Consider the following 21,211-nt stretch of genomic DNA (forward strand, 5'->3'; position numbering starts at 1 on the left):
TTGTATCACCACGGAGAGGCAACTATGAAATATCGTCTTCCACTTCTTGCGTCGGCTTGTGCTGTCGCTCTTTCCCTGAGCTTTGGCGTTGCAAAAGCTGAAATTTCCCCACTCGATCTCGTTCAGCCGATTGCTGACTATAAGATCTATGTTCAGGACAACCTTGATGTTCTCGTAAAAGACACCAAGGCTTTCACCGATGCCATCAAGGCTGGTGATCTGGCGAAGGCGAAAGAGCTTTATCCATCAACGCGCGTTTCTTATGAAAGAATCGAGCCGATTGCCGAACTTTTCGCTGATCTTGACGCATCGATCGACAGCCGTGCAGACGATCACGAAGATGCGGAAAAGTCAGACGATTTTACCGGCTTCCATCGCCTCGAATATGGTCTTTTCGACCAGAATTCGACCGAAGGTCTCGATAAATATGCTGATAAGCTTTACGCAGATGTTGTCGAACTTCAGAAGCGCATCAAAGACATGACCTTCCCACCTGAAAAGGTAGTTGGTGGTGCAGCAGCACTTATGGAAGAAGTGGCTGCAACCAAGATTTCTGGTGAAGAAGACCGTTATAGCCACACGGATATCTGGGACTTCCAGGCCAATGTTGATGGTTCACAGAAGATCGTCGAACTTTTCCGTCCGTTGATTGAAAAGGAAAATCCAGAGCTTCTGAAGAAGTCGGATGCCAATTTCAAAACCGTCAACGACATTCTTGTTAAGTACAAGAAGGGCGATGGCTATGAATTGTATGATAAGCTGACCGAAGAAGATCGTAAGGTTATGGCTGGCGCGATCAACACGCTTGCAGAAGATTTGTCGACGCTGCGCGGCACGCTTGGCTTGAACTAAGCACTACAAATTTAATCGAAATGGCGGGCTTTGCCCGCCATTTTTTATGCCGACAAACGCAACTTGATTTCCGCATTGAGAAGAATGCGGTTCTCCGGCGGAAGGCTCGCTCTGTTTTCGGTCGTTTCGCCAAGCGTGCGGAAAAGAAGCTCCATCGCCAGCCTACCAATCTCGTTGTAATCCTGCGCAACTGTGGTCAGCGGAGGGCAAGTATATTCAGACAATGGATTATTGTCATGACCCGCGACTCGAATGTCGCAGTCATTCAGTCTCCCAACCTTGAGACCCGCTTGCCAGAGCGCCGATGTGACACCAAATGCGATACGGTCGTTCGAGCACAGTATCGTGCTAGTCGGGAAAGCACGCTTTTCCCGCAAAATACGAGCGGCCTGTTCAAAGGCATATTGCTCAAAATCCCAGCTTCGGCTCTGTTCCAGCTCAATAATCCTCGGCTGGTAACCAAGCTTTTCCATTGCTGCGCAATAGGCTTCCTGTCGCTTGATCGCATTGTTGTTAACGAGCGGCATAGGGAAATAACAAGGTTCGCTTCCTGATCGGCATAGATAATCGACAATCAGATGAAATGATTTCGAATTGTCCGTGCCAACGAAAGGCGAGGTGCTGTCGAGCGGTGAATCCACGTAAATAATTGGCACGTCTTCGGCGAGGCGTATAAGCGCAGAATGTTGCGACTGCTCACCGAGAGGGGCGATAATCGCTCCAGCCACATTTAGAGATCTTAATGTCTCAATGGCCTCTTTTTCAAGCTCTGCCTTTCCATCGGAAGACAGAACAATTGCAAGATACCCGTGCCGCTCTGCAAGCGTTTGAAGGCGCTTGGTCAACGCCATATAGAAGTGATCAATCTGGTTAGGGATGATAATTCCCAGAATTGTCGTGCGTCGCCTATTTAAGTTTACTGCGAACAAGTTTGGTCTGAAACCAGATGTCTTAATCGCAGCTTCAATGAGCGTGCGAGTTTTTGGGCGCACTGAGTCAGGTGCATTAAAATATTTGGAAACCGTCGGGCGAGACAGTCCTACGAACTCAGAGAAATCCTCCATTGTGCGAATGTTTTTTCGCACGTCTTTTGTTTTGTCTGTCATATCCGACCCTGCGCACATCAGCTTATCGCAGAGTTTTTAATACTGCATTTCGCCAGATTGCACGTTACTAAGCGCATTCATTCATGAGTTATATCGGCAGACACAACGCATAAAGATCAGCGGAATCAATTCATTACTGTCAAATATCTTGCGCTGCTCCTCCTGCTTGCAAGATGACTTCAAAGTGTCAAAGGCTGATCGAAACGTCAAGCAAACAAATGATTTAGAAGAGTAAGATGCAGTGTTTTGATAAATGTGCTAGAATGAAATTGGGATGATTTCGGCTAAAGTAATAATGAAGAAGACGAAGAAATCGATCGATTTGCGGTAAATTTAAAGGCCGAAAAACAATTTGAAAACCGTGCTTGACAAGCCACGGAACTCCGCGCGATAAATTTTACACATGTAAGAAATTTGCTATGCATTCGTAAAGGAGGAGACGAGATGCGAACCAAATCTTATATAGCCGGGCTTATTGCGTCGGTTGCAGGGGGGGTGATCATGGCAGGTTCGGCCTCGGCCGAAGAGTTGACCATCGCGACGGTCAACAATGCCGACATGATCATTATGCAGAAGCTTTCGTCGGAATGGGAAAAGGAAACCGGCAACAAGCTTAATTGGGTGGTTCTGGAAGAAAACGTTCTGCGCCAGCGCGTAACCACCGACATTGCTACCAAGAGCGGCCAGTTTGATATTATGACTATCGGTGGCTACGAAGCGCCGATCTGGGGTAAAGCTGGATGGTTGCTTGAAGTCGATGATCTTGGTGACGATTATGATTATAACGATCTGATCAAGCCAGTTCGCGCCGGCTTAACGGTCGATGAGAAACTTTACGCCGTACCTTTCTATGCAGAAAGCTCGTTTACGCTTTATCGCAAAGATTTGTTTGATGCTGCCGGTCTTACAATGCCGGATCAGCCAACTTATGAGCAGATCAAGGAGTTTGCAACCAAGCTTACTGATAAGTCGAAAGAGCAATATGGTCTTTGTCTGCGCGGAAAGCCGGGCTGGGGCGAAAATATGGCTTATCTCGGAACGCTGGTGAATACTTACGGCGGTCGTTGGTTTGATGAAGAGTGGAAGCCACAGATCAATTCCGATGAATGGAAAAAGGCGATCAACTTTTACGTCGATCTGATGAAAGAAGCTGGCCCTCCCGGAATTACCTCAAACGGCTTCAACGAAAATCAGGCACTTTTCTCTACTGGCCATTGTGCCATGTGGATCGACGCTACGTCCGCAGCGGGACGTATTTATGATCCAAACCAGAGTCAGGTTGCCGATAAAGTTGCTTTCACCAAAGCACCTGTCGAAGTGACGCCAAATGGCTCGTCATGGGCTTGGTCATGGAATCTCGCAATTCCGGCATCGACAAGCAAAGCAGAAGCCGCAAAGTCGTTCCTGAAATGGGCCACTTCAAAGGGGTACGTTGATCTGGTCGGTGAAAAGGAAGGCTGGGTTGCTGTTCCTCCGGGCACGCGTCAGTCGACCTATGCCAATGAGAACTACAAAAAGGCAGCGCCATTTGCTGCAACGGTTCTCACGGCTATTGAGTCTGCTGATCCGACAAAACCTACTAAGGATCCTGTTCCTTATACAGGTATCCAGTTCGTAGCGATCCCTGAATTCCAGGCTATTGGTACGATTGTCGGTCAAGCCGTTTCTTCGGCTGTTGCAGGTCAGCAGAGCGTGGATGCCGCTCTTGATGGTGCACAGCGTCAAGCAGAGCAAATTATGACACAGGCCGGTTACATCAAGTAAACGGATATATGCCGATGATCTGCTGCCTGATAGCAATAACGGGCAGCAGGTTAAATTTTCGCAAGCTTCTTATTGGAGTGAGAGTCGCGCGGAAAGGGAGGGGCATCTATGCCATCTAATAACGCTGCTGTAGCCAGCACCAAATCTCGTTTTGCATCCAGATCGCGTCGTAGCATTCGCACCGGGCCTCTGCTTGCGCCTGCCGTTATTGTGTTGCTGCTTTGGATGATCGTTCCACTGGCGATGACGCTGTGGTTCTCTTTCCAGTATTACAATCTGATCAATCCGTTTGTCACCGGATTTGCTGGTGTTTCAAATTACAAGTTTCTTCTCTCCGACCCCGGATTGTGGTCGGCGATTGCCAATACATTGATCCTGCTTGGGTCTGTTCTGGCGATATCAATCGTATTCGGCGTCTTTTTCGCTGTTATTTTCGATCAGGACTTCTTTGGCAAGAATATTGCGCGGCTTCTGGTTATTGCGCCATTCTTCGTCATGCCGACCGTGTCGGCATTGATTTGGAAAAATCTGCTGATGCATCCGGTCAACGGTTTTTTCGCGTTTGTTTCGCGTAGCTTTGGCTTACCGGTAATTGACTGGTTTTCGCAGTTTCCTATGGCCTCAATCATTATGATTGTGTCCTGGCAATGGGTGCCTTTTGCTACTCTTATTCTCATGACAGCGATGCAGTCGCTGGATCGCGAACAAATGGAGGCAGCGCGTCTTGATGGCGCGAAAGGTCCGGCGATGTTCTACTACATCATCTTGCCGCATCTGCTGCGCCCAATCTCGGTCGTCATAATGATCGAGACGATTTTCCTTCTGGCTATTTTTGCAGAAATACTTGTCACCACCTCGGGCGGTCCGGGAATTGCTACCACCACACTCACCTACTTCATCTACCTCAAAGCGCTTCTGCAATGGGATATTGGCGGTGCTTCGGCTGCTGGCGTGATTGCCATCATCCTGGCAAATATCGTTGCCTTTTTCCTCATCCGTACCGTCGCGCGTAATCTGGATAATTAGGAGGCTGAGATGGCTGCAAAACGTAAGTTTAATAACGCAACAGTCTCTGCCGGCATTATCGGATGGGCAGTTGCGCTGCTAATGTTTTTTCCAATCCTTTGGATGCTGCTTGCATCTTTTAAAACTGAAATCGATGCGGTTGCGCCACCAAAGTTGTTTTTCACGCCGACGCTTGAAAATTTTGAGGTGGTCAATCAGCGTGCAGACTATTTTCGTTATGCGATGAACAGTGTTGTGGAAAGTGTCGGCGCTACGATACTTTCACTCATCATTGCTGTGCCTGCGGCTTACGCAGCTGCATTCTTTCCGGGCAAGCGCACGAAAGATCTTTTGCTTTGGATGCTTTCCACCAAAATGCTTCCGGCAGTTGGCGTCTTGGTGCCGATCTATCTGCTCGCACGCGATAGCGGGCTGCTTGATAGCCGCACTGGTCTTATAATCATCTTCACGCTTTCCAATTTGCCCATTGTTGTCTGGATGCTGTATTCTTTCTTCAAAGAAGTTCCACATGAAATCCTGGAAGCAAGCCGCATGGACGGTGCAAAAGTGGGCCAGCAAATCCGCTATCTCCTTCTGCCGCTTAGTTTGCCGGGTATCGCTTCAACAGCACTTTTATCGATTATTCTTTGTTGGAACGAGGCATTCTGGAGTCTCAATCTGACTGCTTCAAAAGCTGCACCACTGACTGCTTTCATTGCGTCCTTCTCGTCACCTGAAGGGCTGTTCTGGGCAAAGTTATCGGCAGCTTCCACGCTCGCCATCGCGCCAATTCTTGTCTTTGGTTGGATTACGCAGCGCCAGCTGGTGCGCGGTCTGACTTTCGGCGCCGTGAAATAGAGGGAACCCCATGGCTACACTTTCTTTCCATAACGCGACTAAGTCTTATGGCAACGTTGATGTTATCAGAGGTGTTAATCTCAACATCGAAGACCGCGAGTTCGTCGTTTTCGTCGGCCCCTCTGGCTCAGGCAAATCCACGCTTCTGCGCATGATTGCGGGACTTGAAGAAATCACCGGCGGCGAGCTGAACATAGACGGTCAGCAATGTAACGATGTGCCGCCAGATGAGCGCGGGCTTGCGATGGTGTTTCAGACATATGCACTTTACCCGCATATGAATGTGCGAGATAATATGGGCTTCGCACTTAAACTCGCAGGGGTGTCTAAATCAGAACGTGATCGTAAGGTTGAAGAAGTCGCCAAGACACTTCAGCTTGACAAGTTGCTTGATCGAAAGCCGCGCCAATTGTCGGGCGGTCAGCGTCAACGTGTCGCAATTGGTCGTGCCATGGTGCGCGAACCGAAAATCTTTCTTTTTGACGAGCCGCTATCCAACCTTGATGCTGCACTTCGTATAAAGATGCGCATTGAACTTGCACGTCTTCATGATCGCCTCAAAGCAACAATGATCTATGTGACGCATGATCAGGTTGAAGCGATGACGCTTGCCGACAAAATCGTTGTGTTACGTGATGGGCGCGTGGAGCAGGTGGGATCGCCACTTGAGCTTTATCATCATCCAGTCAATCGCTTCGTCGCTGGTTTCATTGGTTCACCAACTATGAACTTCATCGATGTGACGGTGAAAGCTGCGGGTGCGGATGGCGTTACAGTCGAATTGGCTAATGGCAAGAGCATTACAGTGCCGGTTGAGGTCGATGGGGCCAATGTCGGCGCATCGTTGACCCTTGGTGTACGTCCCGAGCATCTTCATCCGGCGAGTGACGGCATTCTTGATGGAGAGATTATGGTCGTCGAGCGCTTGGGCGGAGAAACCTATCTCTACGTTCAAAACCCTGCGGCGTCCGATCTCATTGTTGCAGAAGCGGGCGGCGGAAGCACGTCACGAACGCATGAGACCGCCAATTTGGGCTTTAATCCCGCAGATGCGCATCTTTTCAAAGCTGATGGTTTGGCGCTTGAACGCCGTGAACGTCATCCGCTTCTACTCGCTGAAACGAAAAAGTCGCGTTGACTTGATTTATTAATGCTCCCGGAGAATTTCTATGAGACTGAAAGATAAAGTTGCACTTATCACAGGTGCTGCACGCGGTATTGGTCTTGGCTTCGCCGAAGCCTATGCGCGTGAGGGTGCAAAAGTCATCATCGCCGACATCAATATTGAGCGCGCGGAGGAAGCGGCGCGCGGTCTCGGTGATGCGGTGAAAGCAGTAAAGCTCGACGTGACCAACCTTGCAGATATTGAAAGGGTGGTCGCGGAGGTCGACAAGGAATATGGCGGTATCGATATTCTGGTCAATAATGCTGCGATTTTCGATATGGCGCCGATCAATGCGATCACCGAACAAAGCTATGAAAACGTGCTTGGCATTAATCTGAAAGGCCCGCTTTTCATGATGAAGGCCGTATCGAACGTCATGATCGAACGCGGTCGCGGCGGTAAGATTATCAATATGGCAAGTCAGGCTGGCCGTCGGGGCGAAGCGCTCGTCACACTTTATTGTCTGTCAAAGGCAGCTATAATTTCCGCAACGCAGTCCGCTGCACTGGCACTCGTCAAGCATAACATTCAGGTCAATGCGATCGCGCCGGGCGTTGTCGACGGTGAGCATTGGGAAGTCGTGGACGCAAACTTTGCTAAGTGGGAAGGCCTGAAGCCTGGAGAGAAGAAAGCAGCGGTTGCCAAATCTGTACCGGTGGGACGTTTTGCAACCCCGGAAGACCTGACAGGCATGGCAATTTTCCTTGCATCTTCCGAAAGTGATTACATCCTCGCCCAAACATTTGGAGTCGATGGCGGCAATTGGATGGCTTAGAGCACGTTTCGATCTGATTACATCAGATCGATGCTCTAACTCCTTTTATTTTAAGCATAATCTTACCGATCGTCATTCCACTTCGGTCGGATTATGCTCTAGGCCAGTTTTAGGTGCAAAAATGAAAGCCATTTATTTTACCGGGCATGGTGTAGCGGAGCTTACCCAACTCCCTGATCCAGAACTCAAACCCGGACACGCCTTGATTGACGTCAAGGCTTCAGGGTTATGCCACACTGATATTGATGTGTTGCATGGCCGTTACGGCTCGAGTGCGTTTCCGCTTGTGCCGGGTCATGAGTATGCGGGTGTCGTGATTGCTGTTGCGGAAGATGTGACCAATGTAAAGCCCGGCGACCGGGTGGCAGTCGACCCGAACATTCCCTGCGGGCATTGCAGTGCCTGTCGGAAGGGGCTAACCAACTTATGCGCTGACCTTAAAGCCTATGGCGTCACGCATAATGGGGGCTTTGCAGATAAAAGCCTTGTAAATGCGCAGCATCTTCATCCGATTGGCAACTTGCCTTTCGATGTGGCGGCGCTTGCCGAGCCGCTGGCCTGCGTTCTCAATGGCCTTGGCGCGGCAGAGTTAAAGGCAGGCCAGCAAGGGTCCGAAACTGCACTGGTGTTTGGGGCAGGGCCAATCGGTCTTTTGCTTGCTTTGTCTCTCAAAGCGCAAGGTGTTGAAAAAGTCGCCGTTGCGGACATCAACGAGCACCGTCTGGCTTTTACTGAGAGCCTCGGCCTTCAGCCTATTGTTTCCGGTTCTGCAGAACTTGAGGCGCGCAAAAAGAGTTTTGATTTCGTTGCTGATGCCACTGGCATTGCGAAAGTCGTGGAAGGCATGGTCGGCTTTACGGCGGATGGCGGTACGGTGCTGGTGTTTGGTGTTTGCGCACCCGATGCGCGCGTATCGGTGGCACCATTTGAAATCTTCCGTCGCCAAATTCGTATTGCAGGGTCTCATTCACTTAATCGCAATATTCCGCAAGCGCTCGAAATTCTTCAAAAGGACAGGGGCGATATGGCACGTCTGGTATCGCATCGCTTGCCGATTGAAGAAATGCTGCCTTTCTTCACAAAACAGGGCAGTGATCCTGCTACGATGAAGGTACAGTTCGTTCCGGCTTGATTTCAGGAGGAAGTTTTCATGACCAAACTTACGCATGCCACTTTGCATGGCTTCACTAAGGTTCAAAAACCGGGCTATGATTTTACGGCATTAAAGCCCGGAATTGTGCATTTTGGCGTGGGTAATTTCCATCGCGCGCATCAAGCCGTCTATCTTGATGACTTGTTTGGTCTGGGACTCGATCACGATTGGGCTTTGGTTGGCGCGGGTATTCGTGGGAGCGATGATGCCATGCGCGATACGCTCAAAGCGCAAGACTGGCTGACAACAGTTGTCGAACAGGAAGCTGACTATTCAAGCGCGCGCATTACGGCATCAATGGTCGACTACGTGACCATATCGACGGATGGGGGTCGAGAAGCCTTGATGACCTATCTTACATCGCCGGATATTCGCATCGTTTCGATGACGATTACTGAAGGTGGTTATTATATCGATCCGGCAAGCCAGCATTTTGATCCAGCGCATCCGGATATTGTCTATGACAGCGTTCATACCGATAAGCCGAATACGGTCTTCGGCCTCATTGTGCAGGCGCTGAAACTGCGAAAGAAAGCCGAAGTTGAGCCGTTTACGGTCATGTCCTGCGATAATATTCCCGGCAATGGCCATGTTACCGAAGATGCCGTCGTAGGACTTGCCAAGCTCAGCGATCCGGAATTTGCTGACTGGATTGCGGCCCATGTGGCTTTCCCGAATTCGATGGTGGATCGCATCACGCCCGCGACGGGTGAGCGCGAACGCGATATCGCGCTACAGGAGTTTGAAGTTGAAGATGGCTGGCCGGTCTTCTGCGAAGGGTTCAAGCAATGGGTGGTAGAGGATAAATTCCCGACTGGACGTCCCCGGCTGCAAAAAGTTGGCGTAACCTTTTCCGATCAGGTCGACGCTTATGAGCTGATGAAAATCCGGATACTTAATGGTGGGCACGCGGCAATTGCCTATCCGGGAGGGCTTCTTGATATCCATTTTGTGCATGAAGCGATGGAACATCCACTGATCCGTCAATATCTGGAAAAACTCACCAGAGAAGAAATCATTCCTGAGGTGCCACCGGTTCCAAATACGGTTCTTGAAGACTATCGCCTGCTTATCGACAAGCGTTTTGCCAATCCAAAGATCGGCGACACAATCCGCCGCCTTTGCCTTGATGGTTCCAACCGTCAGCCGAAATTTATTTTGCCGACAGTTTCAGACCGTCTGGCCAAAGGTCATTCGGTCACGGGCCTTGCACTGGTATCCGCTCTCTGGTGCCGCTATTGCTATGGAACGACGGATAACGGTGCGGTGATTGAACCCAATGATCCGTCATGGGATCGTCTGGTAAAGCAAGCGTTCCTTGCCAAAGACGAACCGGCGCACTGGCTCGAAATGACCGATATTTTCGGCGCATTAGCCACCAATCCAGCTTATATCGATGCCTTTTCGGCGGCGCTCAAGCGTATCTGGCAGGATGGCACAGCCAAAACGCTTGAACGTTATCTGGCAGATCAGCCACTATAAAACTTACAGTGCGCCCGGATAGACTCTAACCGGGCGGTTGTCTTTGACGGATTCCATCACCACGAAAGTGGACGTACTTGCCACATTCGGCAGGCTCGAGATTTTTTCGCCCAGCACCTCGCGGTAACGCCGGATGTTGGGCGTTCGCACTTTCAGCAGATAGTCGAACGAGCTTGCGATCATATGGCATTCTTCGACTTCGCGTATTTTGCGTACCGCTACATTGAATGCGGTGAGGGCCGCTTCGCGTGTGTCCGATAATTTCACGGTCGTAAAGGCGATATGATCGAGGCCCAGCTTTTCGGGATCAATCGCCGCGCGAAAGCCGATAATATAGCCTTCGTCGACCAATCGTTTGACGCGTGCCTGACATGGCGTCTTGGAAAGTCCGACTTTTTTTGACAACTCGGTCATAGCAATGCGACCATCATCGCTTAGCACTTCAAGAATGCGGCGATCGAACTGATCCAGATCGTCTACAGAGTCTATCTTTCGCATTCAAAATGCCTCTTAAAGTCGCTTTAATAAGATCGAATTGCCTTTATATGGATCAAATGAAGGCAGAATGCAATTTGCGTCGATGATAGTGTGCGACCACATATAGCGCATCCCGAAAAGTGTGAAACGGTTTTCGGATAAGATGCGCTTTAAAACAAAGAATGAGAGCGCTGATCTGATATAGTCAGATCGAAATGCGCTCGGAAGCATAGTTGAACTGGGCCTGAGCCTTTTTTTGCGAGCATTGCACCATGACTGATAAAGTATCCGCCAACGCTACCCCTGTTTTCCAGAGCTTCGCGCCGCCAATCCGTCCGCAGACGCCGTTGCGCAAGGCGATTACCGATGCCTATCGTCGGCCAGAAGCTGAATGCGTGACCGCGCTGGTTCAGCAGGCGACCCTGCCTGAAGAAACGACCAAGCAGATCAGAGCGACCGCTCGCAAGCTGATCGAAGCCCTGCGTGCTAAGCACAAGGGAACGGGCGTTGAAGGTCTGGTGCATGAATATTCGCTGTCGAGCCAGGAAGGCGTGGCGCTGATGTGCCTTGCCGAAGCTCTGCTGCGTATTCCGGATATGGCAACGCGTGATGCGCTGATCCGTGACAAGATTTCCAATGGCGATTGGAAATCGCATGTCGGCGGTGGTCGTTCGCTGTTCGTCAATGCTGCAACCTGGGGTCTTGTTGTTACCGGTAAGCTCACCAACACCGTCAATGACAGCGGCCTTTCGGCAGCGCTTACTCGCCTGATCGCCCGTTGTGGCGAGCCGGTTATCCGTCGCGGCGTGGATATGGCAATGCGCATGATGGGCGAGCAGTTTGTCACCGGCGAAACTATCGATGAAGCACTCAAGCGCGCAAAGTCGCTTGAAGAGCGCGGATTCCGTTATTCCTACGACATGCTCGGTGAAGCTGCCACGACGGCTGCTGACGCAGAACGTTATTACAAGGATTACGAGACTGCGATTCATGCGATTGGTCGCGCTTCCGCCGGCCGCGGCATTTATGATGGTCCCGGCATTTCGATCAAGCTTTCGGCGTTGCATCCGCGTTATGTTCGCGCGCAGAGCGAACGCGTCATGGGCGAACTTCTGCCAAAGGTGAAGGCGCTCGCAGCCCTTTCCAAGAAGTACAATATTGGGCTCAACATCGATGCCGAAGAAGCAGACCGTCTTGAGCTTTCGCTCGATCTTCTGCAGAGCCTGATTGAAGATCCTGATCTGGCTGATTGGGAAGGCATCGGCTTTGTGGTGCAGGCCTATGGCAAGCGCTGCCCGTTTGTGCTTGATTTCATTATCGATCTTGCCCGCCGCAACAATCGTCGCGTCATGGTTCGTCTCGTCAAGGGCGCTTACTGGGATGCCGAAATCAAGCGCGCGCAGGTTGATGGCCTTGAAGATTTCCCGGTTTACACCCGCAAGGTTCACACCGACGTTTCCTACATTGCTTGCGCCCGCAAATTGCTTGGCGCCCGTGATGTGATCTTCCCGCAGTTTGCAACGCATAATGCGCAGACGCTTGCCACGATCTATCATCTGGCAGGCCCGGACTTCAAAACCGGCTCTTATGAATTCCAGTGCCTACATGGCATGGGCGAGCCGCTTTATGACGAAGTTGTCGGTGCATCGAAGCTGGGTCGTCCAGCTCGCATTTATGCGCCGGTTGGTACGCATGAAACGCTGCTGGCCTATCTGGTCCGTCGTCTGCTCGAAAATGGTGCGAACTCTTCCTTCGTCAATCGCATTGGCGACAAGAGCGTGTCGGTTGATGAACTGATTGCCGATCCTGCGGAAGTCGTTCGTTCGATGGCCGTTGTCGGTGCACGTCACGACCAGATCAACCTGCCGGAAGGCCTTTATGGCATTCGCAAAAACTCGGCAGGTTTCGACCTTTCCAATGAAGAGCAGCTGGCAGAACTGAGCGAAACGCTCAAAGCCAATGCTACACGCGCCTGGACTGCGGAGCCGCAGATTGCTGGCGCCAAGGTTAAGGGTGAAAGCCGTCCGGTTCTGAATCCCGGCGATCATTCCGATGTCGTGGGTACGGTTACGGAAATCGCCGCCGACGATGTTGCACAAGCAATGAAGGCGGCTGAGAAGGCTGTTGCAAGCTGGTCTCAGGTTTCGCCTGCTGATCGTGCAGCCTGCCTTGATCGCGCTGCCGATATCATGCAGCGTGAAATGGCAGAACTGCTTGGCCTCATCATGCGTGAAGCTGGCAAGTCCATGCCAAACGCTATTGCAGAAGTGCGCGAAGCTATCGACTTCCTGCGTTATTATGCCGAACAGACCCGCCGTACGCTGGGCGTTGCGCACAAGCCGCTTGGTCCAATTGTCTGTATCAGCCCGTGGAACTTCCCGCTGGCGATCTTCACCGGTCAGATTGCAGCAGCCCTTGTTGCAGGCAATCCGGTTCTGGCAAAGCCTGCTGAAGAAACCCCGCTCATCGCAGCGCAGGGCGTGCGAATTCTGCACGAAGCTGGCATTCCGGCCGATGCATTGCAGCTTCTGCCGGGCGATGGCCGAATTGGTGCAGCCCTCGTTGCAGCACAGGAAACCTGTGGCGTGATGTTCACCGGCTCGACCGAAGTTGCACGTCTTATTCAGGCGCAGCTTGCGTCGCGTCTGCTGCCAAATGGCAAGCCGATCCCGCTGATTGCTGAAACCGGCGGCCAGAACGCCATGATCGTGGATTCGTCCGCTCTTGCCGAGCAGGTCGTGTTCGACGTTATCGGTTCGGCTTTTGACAGTGCCGGTCAGCGCTGTTCGGCTCTGCGCGTTCTTTGCCTGCAGGAAGATGTTGCTGATCGCATTCTGACCATGCTCAAGGGCGCGCTCAAGGAACTGTCCATTGGCCGCACCGACCAGCTGAAAGTTGATATTGGCGCCGTAATTACTGCTGAAGCCAAGGATATCATCGAAAAACACGTTCAGACGATGCGCGATATGGGTCGTAAGGTGGAGCAGCTTCCGCTTGGACCTGAAACCGGCAAGGGCACCTTCGTTGCTCCAACCATCGTCGAGATCGACAGTCTGCGCGATCTGAAGCGTGAAGTGTTTGGTCCTGTTCTGCATGTTGTGCGCTACAAGCGTAACGACATGGACAGCTTGATCGATGACATCAACGCAACTGGGTATGGCCTGACTTTCGGCCTGCACACGCGCCTTGATGAAACGATTGCTCACGTTGCTGATCGTATCCGCGTTGGCAACGTCTATATCAATCGCAACGTTATCGGTGCGATTGTGGGCGTCCAGCCTTTCGGTGGCCGTGGTCTGTCCGGCACGGGCCCGAAGGCTGGCGGTCCGCTTTATCTCGGTCGCCTCGTTGAAACAGCGCCAATTCCGCCGCGTATGGCTTCGGTGCACACCGATGCCGCGCTCAACGATTTCGCAAAGTGGCTTGGCAATCGCGGCATGAACGAACTGGCGCAGGCCGCTCGTGAAACCGGCAGTGCTTCTGCACTTGGTTTGAATATCGAGCTTCCGGGTCCGGTTGGTGAACGCAACCTCTATGCGCTTCATGCGCGTGGTCGCATTCTTCTGGTTCCGCAGACTGAAACCGGTCTCTATCGTCAGCTGACAGCGGCACTCGCCACTGGCAACGAAGCGGTAATCGACGAAGCTTCAGGCTTGCGCAATGTTCTGAAGGACTTGCCTTCAAGCGTCGCTGCTCGCGTTGTCTGGACAAAGGACTGGCAGGCCGATGCGCCTTTTGCCGGTGCGCTTGTTGAAGGAGAGGGCGAACGCCTGACCGACATCAATAAGAAGCTGGCAGCTCTTCCAGGCCCGCTCGTGCTGACACAGGCAGCAACTTCGGCGCAGCTTGCCGAGAGCGCTGATTGCTATTGCCTGAGCTGGTTGCTTGAAGAGGTTTCTACCTCCATCAACACAACGGCTGCAGGCGGCAATGCCAGCCTGATGGCCATTGGCTGATAAGCCTTCCATTGATTAGAAAGAGGCGGTCTTCGGGCCGCCTTTTTTGTTGTTCAAACTTTTTGCAAGGCTGTGCAAAATTGGAATGGAATGATTATTTCACCGATTTTCAGAATGAAATATTTAAATTGTGATTGACACATAAATTTAAAAAACAAAGAGTATGCACAGCTTTGCAAAATCTCAGATTTTGCCGGTATTAAACCAACTATGCCATGCATCTTCATTCCTGCTGACTGGAAACCAAGCATGACCTCAGACATTTCAAAAGAGCTTGAAGCACGATTTAAGCTTGCGCAGGACATTGCGCACGAGGCTGGTGCGCTGGCACTCGATTACTTCAATCGCCGCGAGACGCTGGTGATTGAAACCAAGCGCGATCCGCAGGATGTGGTGTCCATTGCTGACCGCAATGTCGAACAGCTGATCAATGAACGTGTATCAGCAGCTTTCAGCGACGATGGCTTTCTGGGTGAAGAATATGGACTGAATGCGGGCAGCTCAGGCTATACATGGGTGGTTGATCCCATCGATGGCACCAGCCCTTTTGTCAATGGAATGCCGAACTGGTGCGTTTCCATTGCCGTGCTGAAAGATGGCGAGCCGGTGATCGGTGTTATTCAGGCGCCATGTTTTGATGAGCTTTACGCATCCGCCAAGGGGCAGGGTGCAACGCTTAATGGCAAAAAGCTTGTGCTTGATGAAACGCGCACAATTCGCAACGCGGTGACGGGCATTGGTGCCAATAATTACGTAACCCCACAGGTGGTTGCGAAGATCGTTGAAGATTTGCTTGAAGCAGGCGGCACATTCATTCGCAATGGCTCAGGCGCACTGATGATTGCCTATGTGGCAGCAGGGCGTCTGGTGGGCTATTACGAGCCATATATGCACGCTTGGGATTGCATGGCAGGTTTTTGCCTGGTCCGCGAAGCAGGCGGCTATACGCATCCATTTCCGACAGAGGGCGAAAAGCTCACCAAAGGTAGTCACGTTTTCGTTGCAGCACCCGGTGCGGTGGACGATTTGAAAAAAGTGGCAAAACTCTAAGAAGAAAGCCCCGGAAATCCGGGGCTTTCTTTTTATGCTGATGGATTATCGCATTTATAAATCCAGTCGTGATCCGGATGGTTTTTAAATCGCCATTTGCGGATCGGTCCAGCCATGACGTTGAGATAATACATCTCATAACCATAGGGCGCGCCGCATGGGTGATGTCCCTTTGGCACCAGAACGACATCGCCGTCAGAAACGGCCATGGTTTCATCGAGACTGCCATCTTCGGTAAAGACCCGCTGAATGCCATAGCCCTGCGATGGGTTTAGGCGATGATAATAGGTTTCTTCCAGATAGGTCATATCCGGGAAGTTATCTTCATCATGCCGGTGTGGCGGATAGGATGACCAGTTGCCCTGTGGTGTGAAAACTTCAGTCACCAGTAGACTATCGGCGACATCGCGGCCTTCCATGGCAATATTGAAGATGTTGCGGGTATTCGCACCTTGTCCACGCGTATCGAATGTCAGCCCTTCCGGTCCGAGTTTTTGTGCCTTGCGGCCCGGTTTGCCCGGTGCGGTGCAGACAGCAAGCACGCAATCGGTTGTCGCCACTGCATCCCAGTCGCTCTCAGCAGGCACATAGAGGCAATGCGGAGCGAGTTTTTCAAACACGCTCATTCGATCGCCCATTTCACCGAAATCTTCTCCCGATGCTTTGAGCTTTGCCTTGCCTTCGACCAGCACCAGAATGACTTCCCGGTCGCCGGTTTTCTCGGTTGCGGTTTCGCCTGCTTTAAGTTGATAGAGGCCAAAGCCAACATAGCCCCAATTGGCGCTTTCCGGCGTGATGTCGTGCACCTTGCCATGCTTGCCGCTCGGTTTGCGTAACAGATTGGCCATAGCTCAGTCTCCTTTGTCTAACCCTGCTTCGCGCGCAAATGCTTTAAGCGATTTCAGCCCCAGCGACTGATATTCGAATGGATTGCGCACATCAGGGTCCTGTTCGGCTTCAATCACCAGCCAGCCCTGATAGCCATGCTGGGCTGCGACCGTAAGCACTGGCACAAAATCGACACCGCCTTCATGGTCGCCGGGAACCGTGAATACGCCGCGGCGCACACCTTCCAGAAAGGACAGGCTCTGGTCGCGTACCTGTGCCGCTATAGCCGGGCGCACATTTTTGGCATGGATATGGCGAACACGCCCCATATGGTTCTTTGCAACGCGTTCAGGATCACCGCCGCCAAACAGACAATGACCTGTATCAAGCAGTAACTTGGCATGTGGACCGGTATGTTTCATCAGAAGGTCGATCTCGTCTTCGCTCTGAACAATCGTGCCCATGTGATGGTGATAGACGAGTGCAATACCCTGTGCGCTCGCATATTCGGCCAGTGCTTCAACGCCTGCACCAAACTCAGCCCAGCGTGCTTCTTCCAGCACCGGACGTTCGGAGAGTGACTTGCTATCGTCTCCATGAATGGCGTTCGATGTTTCGCAAACGATGATGACCTTGCAGCCCATGGCGTTCAGAAGATCGAGCGCTGGCTGCATCGCAGCCTTCTCATTCTCAACCGAATTGGTAAGAAGGTTCAGCGAATGCCAGCCGGAAACGTAGCGCAGATTGCGTGGTTCGAGTACTGCTTTAAGTTCCGCTGCAACTTGTGGAAATTTATGACCTTTTTCGATTCCGTTGAAGCCGATTTTTGAAGTCTCATCAAGGCATTGATCAAGGCTTATATGCGCGCCAAGGCTGCGATCATCATCGTTCGACCAGGCAATCGGGTTGGTGCCATAGAGGATCATCGGTCAGTTTCTTTCTTTGATCTGAGCTTCATAATTTTCACGCGCGGCGCGTACTTGGTCGCGGTCGGAGACTTCCGGCACAGCCACGTCCCACCACCAGCCGCCGGTTTCAGGCGTTGGGTAAGGATCGGTATCGATGACGATAACTGTTGTGCGCGGGCTGTTGCGCGCTTCTGCCAGCGCATCTTCCAGTTCACGGATAGAGCCGACTTTCTTACTGTCGGCACCCATCGCACCTGCATGGGCTGCGAAGTCGATATTCGATGCATTCACATGGGTTGTGTGGTCGAGCAGATTGTTGAACTCGGCACCGCCGGTCGCCATTTGCAAACGGTTGATGCAGCCATAACCGCGATTGTCTGTAAGAACGACTGTGATCTTGATGCCCATCATCACAGAAGTCGCGAGCTCTGAATTGGCCATCATATAGGAGCCGTCACCTATCATCACGATCACGTCGCGATCCGGTTCCGCCATTTTGATGCCAAGCCCACCTGCAATCTCATAGCCCATGCAGGAGAAGCCATATTCCATGTGATAGGACATCGGGCGACCGGCTTTCCAGAGCTGGTGCAATTCACCCGGCATGGTTCCCGCCGCGCACATGACGACGGTATTTTCTTTCGACTGACGCTGAACTGCGCCGATTACCTGCATGTCTGTGGGAAGCTGGTTGGCGTCACCGGGAGCGGCCGTGAAACGGTCTGCTGCTTCAAACCAGCGTGTTTTCAGCGTGGTGTCGAGCGTGCCGCGCTTATAGTCTTTCAGACCAGCTGAAAGTGCTAACAGCCCAATTTTTGCATCTGCGACAAGTGAGACTGAACCTTGCTTGTGGGTGTCATAGGGCTGAACGTTGAGCGAGAGCAGCTTTCGGCCCGGATGCTTAAACAATGCCCAGGAGCCGGTGGTAAAATCCTGAAAGCGAGTGCCTACGCCTATGATCAGATCGGCACTTGCTGCAACTGCATTTGCACTGTCTGCACCAGTTACGCCGACCGGACCGAAATTGAGCGCATGATCCCACGGCAAAGCCGATTTGCCTGCCTGAGTTTCGATAACCGGTATGTTGTGGGTTTCCGCAAAGCTTTTCAGCGCTTCATGGGCGCCTGAATAATGTACGCCGCCGCCCGCAATGATAACCGGGGTCTTGGCAGCTTTGATTGCGGCAATTGCCGTTGCCAGCTCATGTTCATCGGCTGGCGGTCGCCGCCAATGCCAAACTTTTGGCGCGAAGAACTCCTCTGGCCAGTTATAAGCTTCGGCCTGCACGTCCTGACAGAAAGATAGCGTTACCGGTCCGCAATCCGCAGCGTCGGTCATTGTGCGGAAGGCGCGCGGCAGGGCAGTGAGAAGCTGCTCAGGGCGGGTAATGCGATCAAAATAGCGGCTTACGGGGCGGAAACAGTCATTGACGCTCACTGTGCCGTCGTTGAAATCCTCGATCTGCTGCAACACTGGATCGGGGCCGCGATTTGCGAAGACATCGCCGGGAATGAACAGGACCGGCAGACGGTTCACATGGGCGAGCGCTGCCGCTGTGACCATATTGGTTGCACCGGGGCCGATAGAGGAGGTGACAGCGCAAGCGCGTTTGCGACCAAGTTGCTTACTATAGGCAATGGCCGCATGAGCCATGGTTTGTTCATTATGGCCGCGCCAGGTCAGGAGCTTGTCGCGGATGCCATGCAGTGCCTCGCCAAGCCCGGCAACATTTCCATGGCCAAAAATCGCCCAGACACCAGCAATGAAAGGCTCACCTTCTGGTGTCATCTGATTGGCAATATAGCGCACAAGAGCCTGTGCCGCAGTCAGTCGAACAGTCGTCATAATTCCTCCCGGCGGAAATCCGCCTCATCGCAATTTCAGATACAGGCCTCCACCTGTTGCTAAGATGCGTTTATTTCTGGCGCAGTCTGTCCCACAGATCGCAGAAACTGCGGTAGCGTTCTGCCATTTCCGAAACAGCATCTGCATCGCTCATTTTGCCTGCAAGCCACTTGCGGGCAACTTCGCCTAAAATGGTGCGGCCAATTGCGAAACCTTTGACAAGATCAAAGCGCGCTGCAACTTTGAGGCTTGCTTCCAGTTCTTCGGCGGGTGCATCGAGGCCCAGCACGACAATGCCGCGCGTATGAGGGTCATTGCGCAGGATGGTATCGCAGGTACTTTGCCATGCTTCTTCTGTCGTCAGAGGTTCCAGTTTCCACCAGTCCGGATAAACGCCGATCTCATAGAAACGCTCGACGACTTTCGCCGTGCTCATGTCATCGACAGGTGCGACTTTGGACGGAATAACCTCCAGCAGGAATTCAAGTCGGTTACGGCGTGCAGCTGTATAGAGCCGTTTTACAGTTGCTTCCTGTTGTGCTTTTATCTCGTCACTGTCATCCGGGTGATAGAAGGAAAGCACTTTTACGACGTGCTCAAGCGGCCATTCAATAAGACCACCGCAATCGGGGCCGAGTTCAGGTTCAAGCTCCAAGGGACGCGAACTTGGCCATTCTGTAGGGCGTCCGATCCAAAGACCAGTTCCAGCGGCACGGTAAAGTGCGTCGCGACCTAGTCGGCTATCACAAAGGATGCCGTAGCCGTTTTCACCGCCTGAAACCTCTAATGCAGCATTCAAGCATAATTCTTTGAATTGTCCGATTTTTTCATCACGCGCACCAGCTTCCCTTGCCATCTCTTCTAGCTGAATACGGTGATCAAAAGCGAAGACCCGCATATGTGGCCAGTCACCGTTACGATTGGTCGACCAGTGAATTTGCTCGAGTGCCTGATCATTGCGGAGCGCTTTGTCGCGAATGCCGGTGTTGAAGAAATATTGCAGCTCTTCCCAGCTCGGATAAGCGGGGGTGCAGCCATGGCGTGACACGGCGAAGGCACCGCAGGCATTGGCAAATTTCAGACTGGTAGGCCAATCTTCATCCTTGAGCCAGCCGCGCAAAAGGCCAGACATGAAACCGTCGCCCGCACCAAGCACGTTGAACACTTCAATTGGAAAACCTTCGCCGGATTTTCCCTCGTCGAGACTATCAGGAATGTCGTCTTCAAAGACCACTGCGCCCATTGGCCCGCGCTTGCAAACGAGTACTGCTGTTGTGATATCGCGAACGGCTTTGAGGGCTTCAACTGTATCGGTCGTTCCACCGGCAATGTGAAATTCTTCTTCCGTGCCGACGATGAGATCGAACAGATTCAGCGTCGTTTGGAGTTTCGCGGTAACGGCGGCAGATTCGATAAAACGGTTTTCACCATCGCCGTGACCTGCAAGTCCCCAGAGGTTCGGGCGATAGTCTATATCAAGCACTGTGCGGCTGCCATTTTCCCGCGCGAGTCTCAGTGCCTTGAGAACTGCAGCTTCTGTAGACGGATGCGACAGGTGCGTGCCGGTGGCGAGTACACATCCGGCCTGTGCAATAAAGTCTGGATCAATGTCATCTTCGCAAAGCGCCATGTCAGCGCAGTTTTCGCGATAAAAGATCAGTGGAAAATGCTGCTGGTCACGAATGCCGAGAATGACAAGTGCTGTCAGTCGCTCAGGATCGGTTACGATGCCACGCGTATCCACGCCTTCGCGTGCAAGTTCATTGAGTAGAAATCGCCCCATATGCTCATCGCCGACGCGTGTGATGAGCGCGGATTTAAGTCCGAGGCGAGCCGTTCCGGTTGCAATATTTGTGGGAGAGCCGCCAACATATTTGTTAAAGGACGACATATCTTCGAGCAGTCCACCGACCTGTGCGCCATAAAGATCTACCGAAGACCGGCCAATTGTGATCAAATCCAGCCGCTTCATTCCATCCTCCACCGG

General features: G+C 52.1%; 16 protein-coding genes. 10 read left to right on the forward strand and 6 right to left on the reverse strand.

All coding sequences use genetic code 11. The features are described from left to right. Positions 1-24: 24 nt before the first annotated feature. Positions 25-852, forward strand: coding sequence for an iron uptake system protein EfeO (gene efeO / locus J2782_RS09290; RefSeq protein ID WP_310011724.1), 828 nt, complete (start codon positions 25-27; stop codon positions 850-852). A 44-nt stretch (positions 853-896) separates the two neighbouring features. Here the strand turns inward: efeO and J2782_RS09295 are convergent, their stop codons facing one another. Next, positions 897-1,916, reverse strand: a complete 1,020-nt coding sequence (locus tag J2782_RS09295; protein ID WP_310012300.1) for a LacI family DNA-binding transcriptional regulator — start codon at positions 1,914-1,916, stop codon at positions 897-899. Positions 1,917-2,402: 486 nt separating this feature from the next. Here J2782_RS09295 and J2782_RS09300 point away from each other — a divergent pair, with 486 nt between their 5' ends. The 7 genes from J2782_RS09300 to J2782_RS09330 all read left to right on the forward strand — a co-directional run bounded on the left by J2782_RS09300 (position 2,403) and on the right by J2782_RS09330 (position 10,160). Continuing rightward, entirely contained in the window at positions 2,403-3,722 is a 1,320-nt protein-coding gene (locus tag J2782_RS09300) for an ABC transporter substrate-binding protein (protein ID WP_310011726.1), read from the forward strand. A 108-nt stretch (positions 3,723-3,830) separates the two neighbouring features. Further along, a complete protein-coding gene (locus J2782_RS09305) occupies positions 3,831-4,748 on the forward strand; it encodes a carbohydrate ABC transporter permease (protein WP_310011727.1) in 918 nt (305 codons plus the stop codon). A 9-nt stretch (positions 4,749-4,757) separates the two neighbouring features. Then, positions 4,758-5,585, forward strand: coding sequence for a carbohydrate ABC transporter permease (locus J2782_RS09310; RefSeq protein ID WP_310011728.1), 828 nt, complete (start codon positions 4,758-4,760; stop codon positions 5,583-5,585). 10 nt (positions 5,586-5,595) lie between these two features. Continuing rightward, on the forward strand, positions 5,596-6,723 hold the full coding sequence (locus tag J2782_RS09315) for an ABC transporter ATP-binding protein (RefSeq protein ID WP_310011730.1): 1,128 nt from the start codon (positions 5,596-5,598) through the stop codon (positions 6,721-6,723). Between the two features lie 31 nt (positions 6,724-6,754). After that, positions 6,755-7,525 carry an L-iditol 2-dehydrogenase gene (locus J2782_RS09320; protein ID WP_310011732.1) on the forward strand — a complete coding sequence of 257 codons (771 nt, stop codon included), beginning with the start codon at positions 6,755-6,757 and terminating at the stop codon, positions 7,523-7,525. Positions 7,526-7,646: 121 nt separating this feature from the next. Further along, complete coding sequence (locus J2782_RS09325; protein WP_310011735.1) at positions 7,647-8,657, forward strand: zinc-dependent alcohol dehydrogenase family protein; 1,011 nt, start codon at positions 7,647-7,649, stop codon at positions 8,655-8,657. A gap of 18 nt (positions 8,658-8,675) precedes the next feature. After that, the gene (locus J2782_RS09330; protein WP_310011736.1) at positions 8,676-10,160 is read left to right on the forward strand and encodes a mannitol dehydrogenase family protein; all 1,485 of its coding nucleotides are present in this window, start codon (positions 8,676-8,678) and stop codon (positions 10,158-10,160) included. A gap of 3 nt (positions 10,161-10,163) precedes the next feature. Here the strand turns inward: J2782_RS09330 and J2782_RS09335 are convergent, their stop codons facing one another. Beyond that, entirely contained in the window at positions 10,164-10,658 is a 495-nt protein-coding gene (locus J2782_RS09335) for an Lrp/AsnC family transcriptional regulator (RefSeq protein ID WP_007879523.1), read from the reverse strand. A 251-nt stretch (positions 10,659-10,909) separates the two neighbouring features. Here J2782_RS09335 and putA point away from each other — a divergent pair, with 251 nt between their 5' ends. Together putA and J2782_RS09345 are read left to right on the forward strand one after the other, a co-directional pair. Further along, entirely contained in the window at positions 10,910-14,593 is a 3,684-nt protein-coding gene (gene putA, locus J2782_RS09340) for a trifunctional transcriptional regulator/proline dehydrogenase/L-glutamate gamma-semialdehyde dehydrogenase (protein WP_310011738.1), read from the forward strand. Positions 14,594-14,842: 249 nt separating this feature from the next. After that, positions 14,843-15,643, forward strand: coding sequence for an inositol monophosphatase family protein (locus J2782_RS09345; protein WP_310011740.1), 801 nt, complete (start codon positions 14,843-14,845; stop codon positions 15,641-15,643). 32 nt (positions 15,644-15,675) lie between these two features. Here J2782_RS09345 and iolB read toward each other — a convergent pair whose 3' ends face one another. The 4 genes from iolB to J2782_RS09365 form a co-directional block, all read right to left on the reverse strand. Further along, positions 15,676-16,491, reverse strand: a complete 816-nt coding sequence (gene iolB, locus J2782_RS09350; protein ID WP_310011741.1) for a 5-deoxy-glucuronate isomerase — start codon at positions 16,489-16,491, stop codon at positions 15,676-15,678. Between the two features lie 3 nt (positions 16,492-16,494). After that, on the reverse strand, positions 16,495-17,397 hold the full coding sequence (iolE, locus tag J2782_RS09355) for a myo-inosose-2 dehydratase (protein WP_310011743.1): 903 nt from the start codon (positions 17,395-17,397) through the stop codon (positions 16,495-16,497). A gap of 3 nt (positions 17,398-17,400) precedes the next feature. Further along, on the reverse strand, positions 17,401-19,224 hold the full coding sequence (iolD, locus tag J2782_RS09360) for a 3D-(3,5/4)-trihydroxycyclohexane-1,2-dione acylhydrolase (decyclizing) (RefSeq protein ID WP_310011744.1): 1,824 nt from the start codon (positions 19,222-19,224) through the stop codon (positions 17,401-17,403). Between the two features lie 70 nt (positions 19,225-19,294). Beyond that, complete coding sequence (locus J2782_RS09365; RefSeq protein ID WP_310011745.1) at positions 19,295-21,196, reverse strand: bifunctional 5-dehydro-2-deoxygluconokinase/5-dehydro-2-deoxyphosphogluconate aldolase; 1,902 nt, start codon at positions 21,194-21,196, stop codon at positions 19,295-19,297. Between the last annotated feature and the right edge of the window lie 15 nt (positions 21,197-21,211).

It is taken from the genome of Brucella pseudogrignonensis (assembly GCF_031454375.1).
GTDB lineage: Bacteria > Pseudomonadota > Alphaproteobacteria > Rhizobiales > Rhizobiaceae > Brucella > Brucella pseudogrignonensis_A.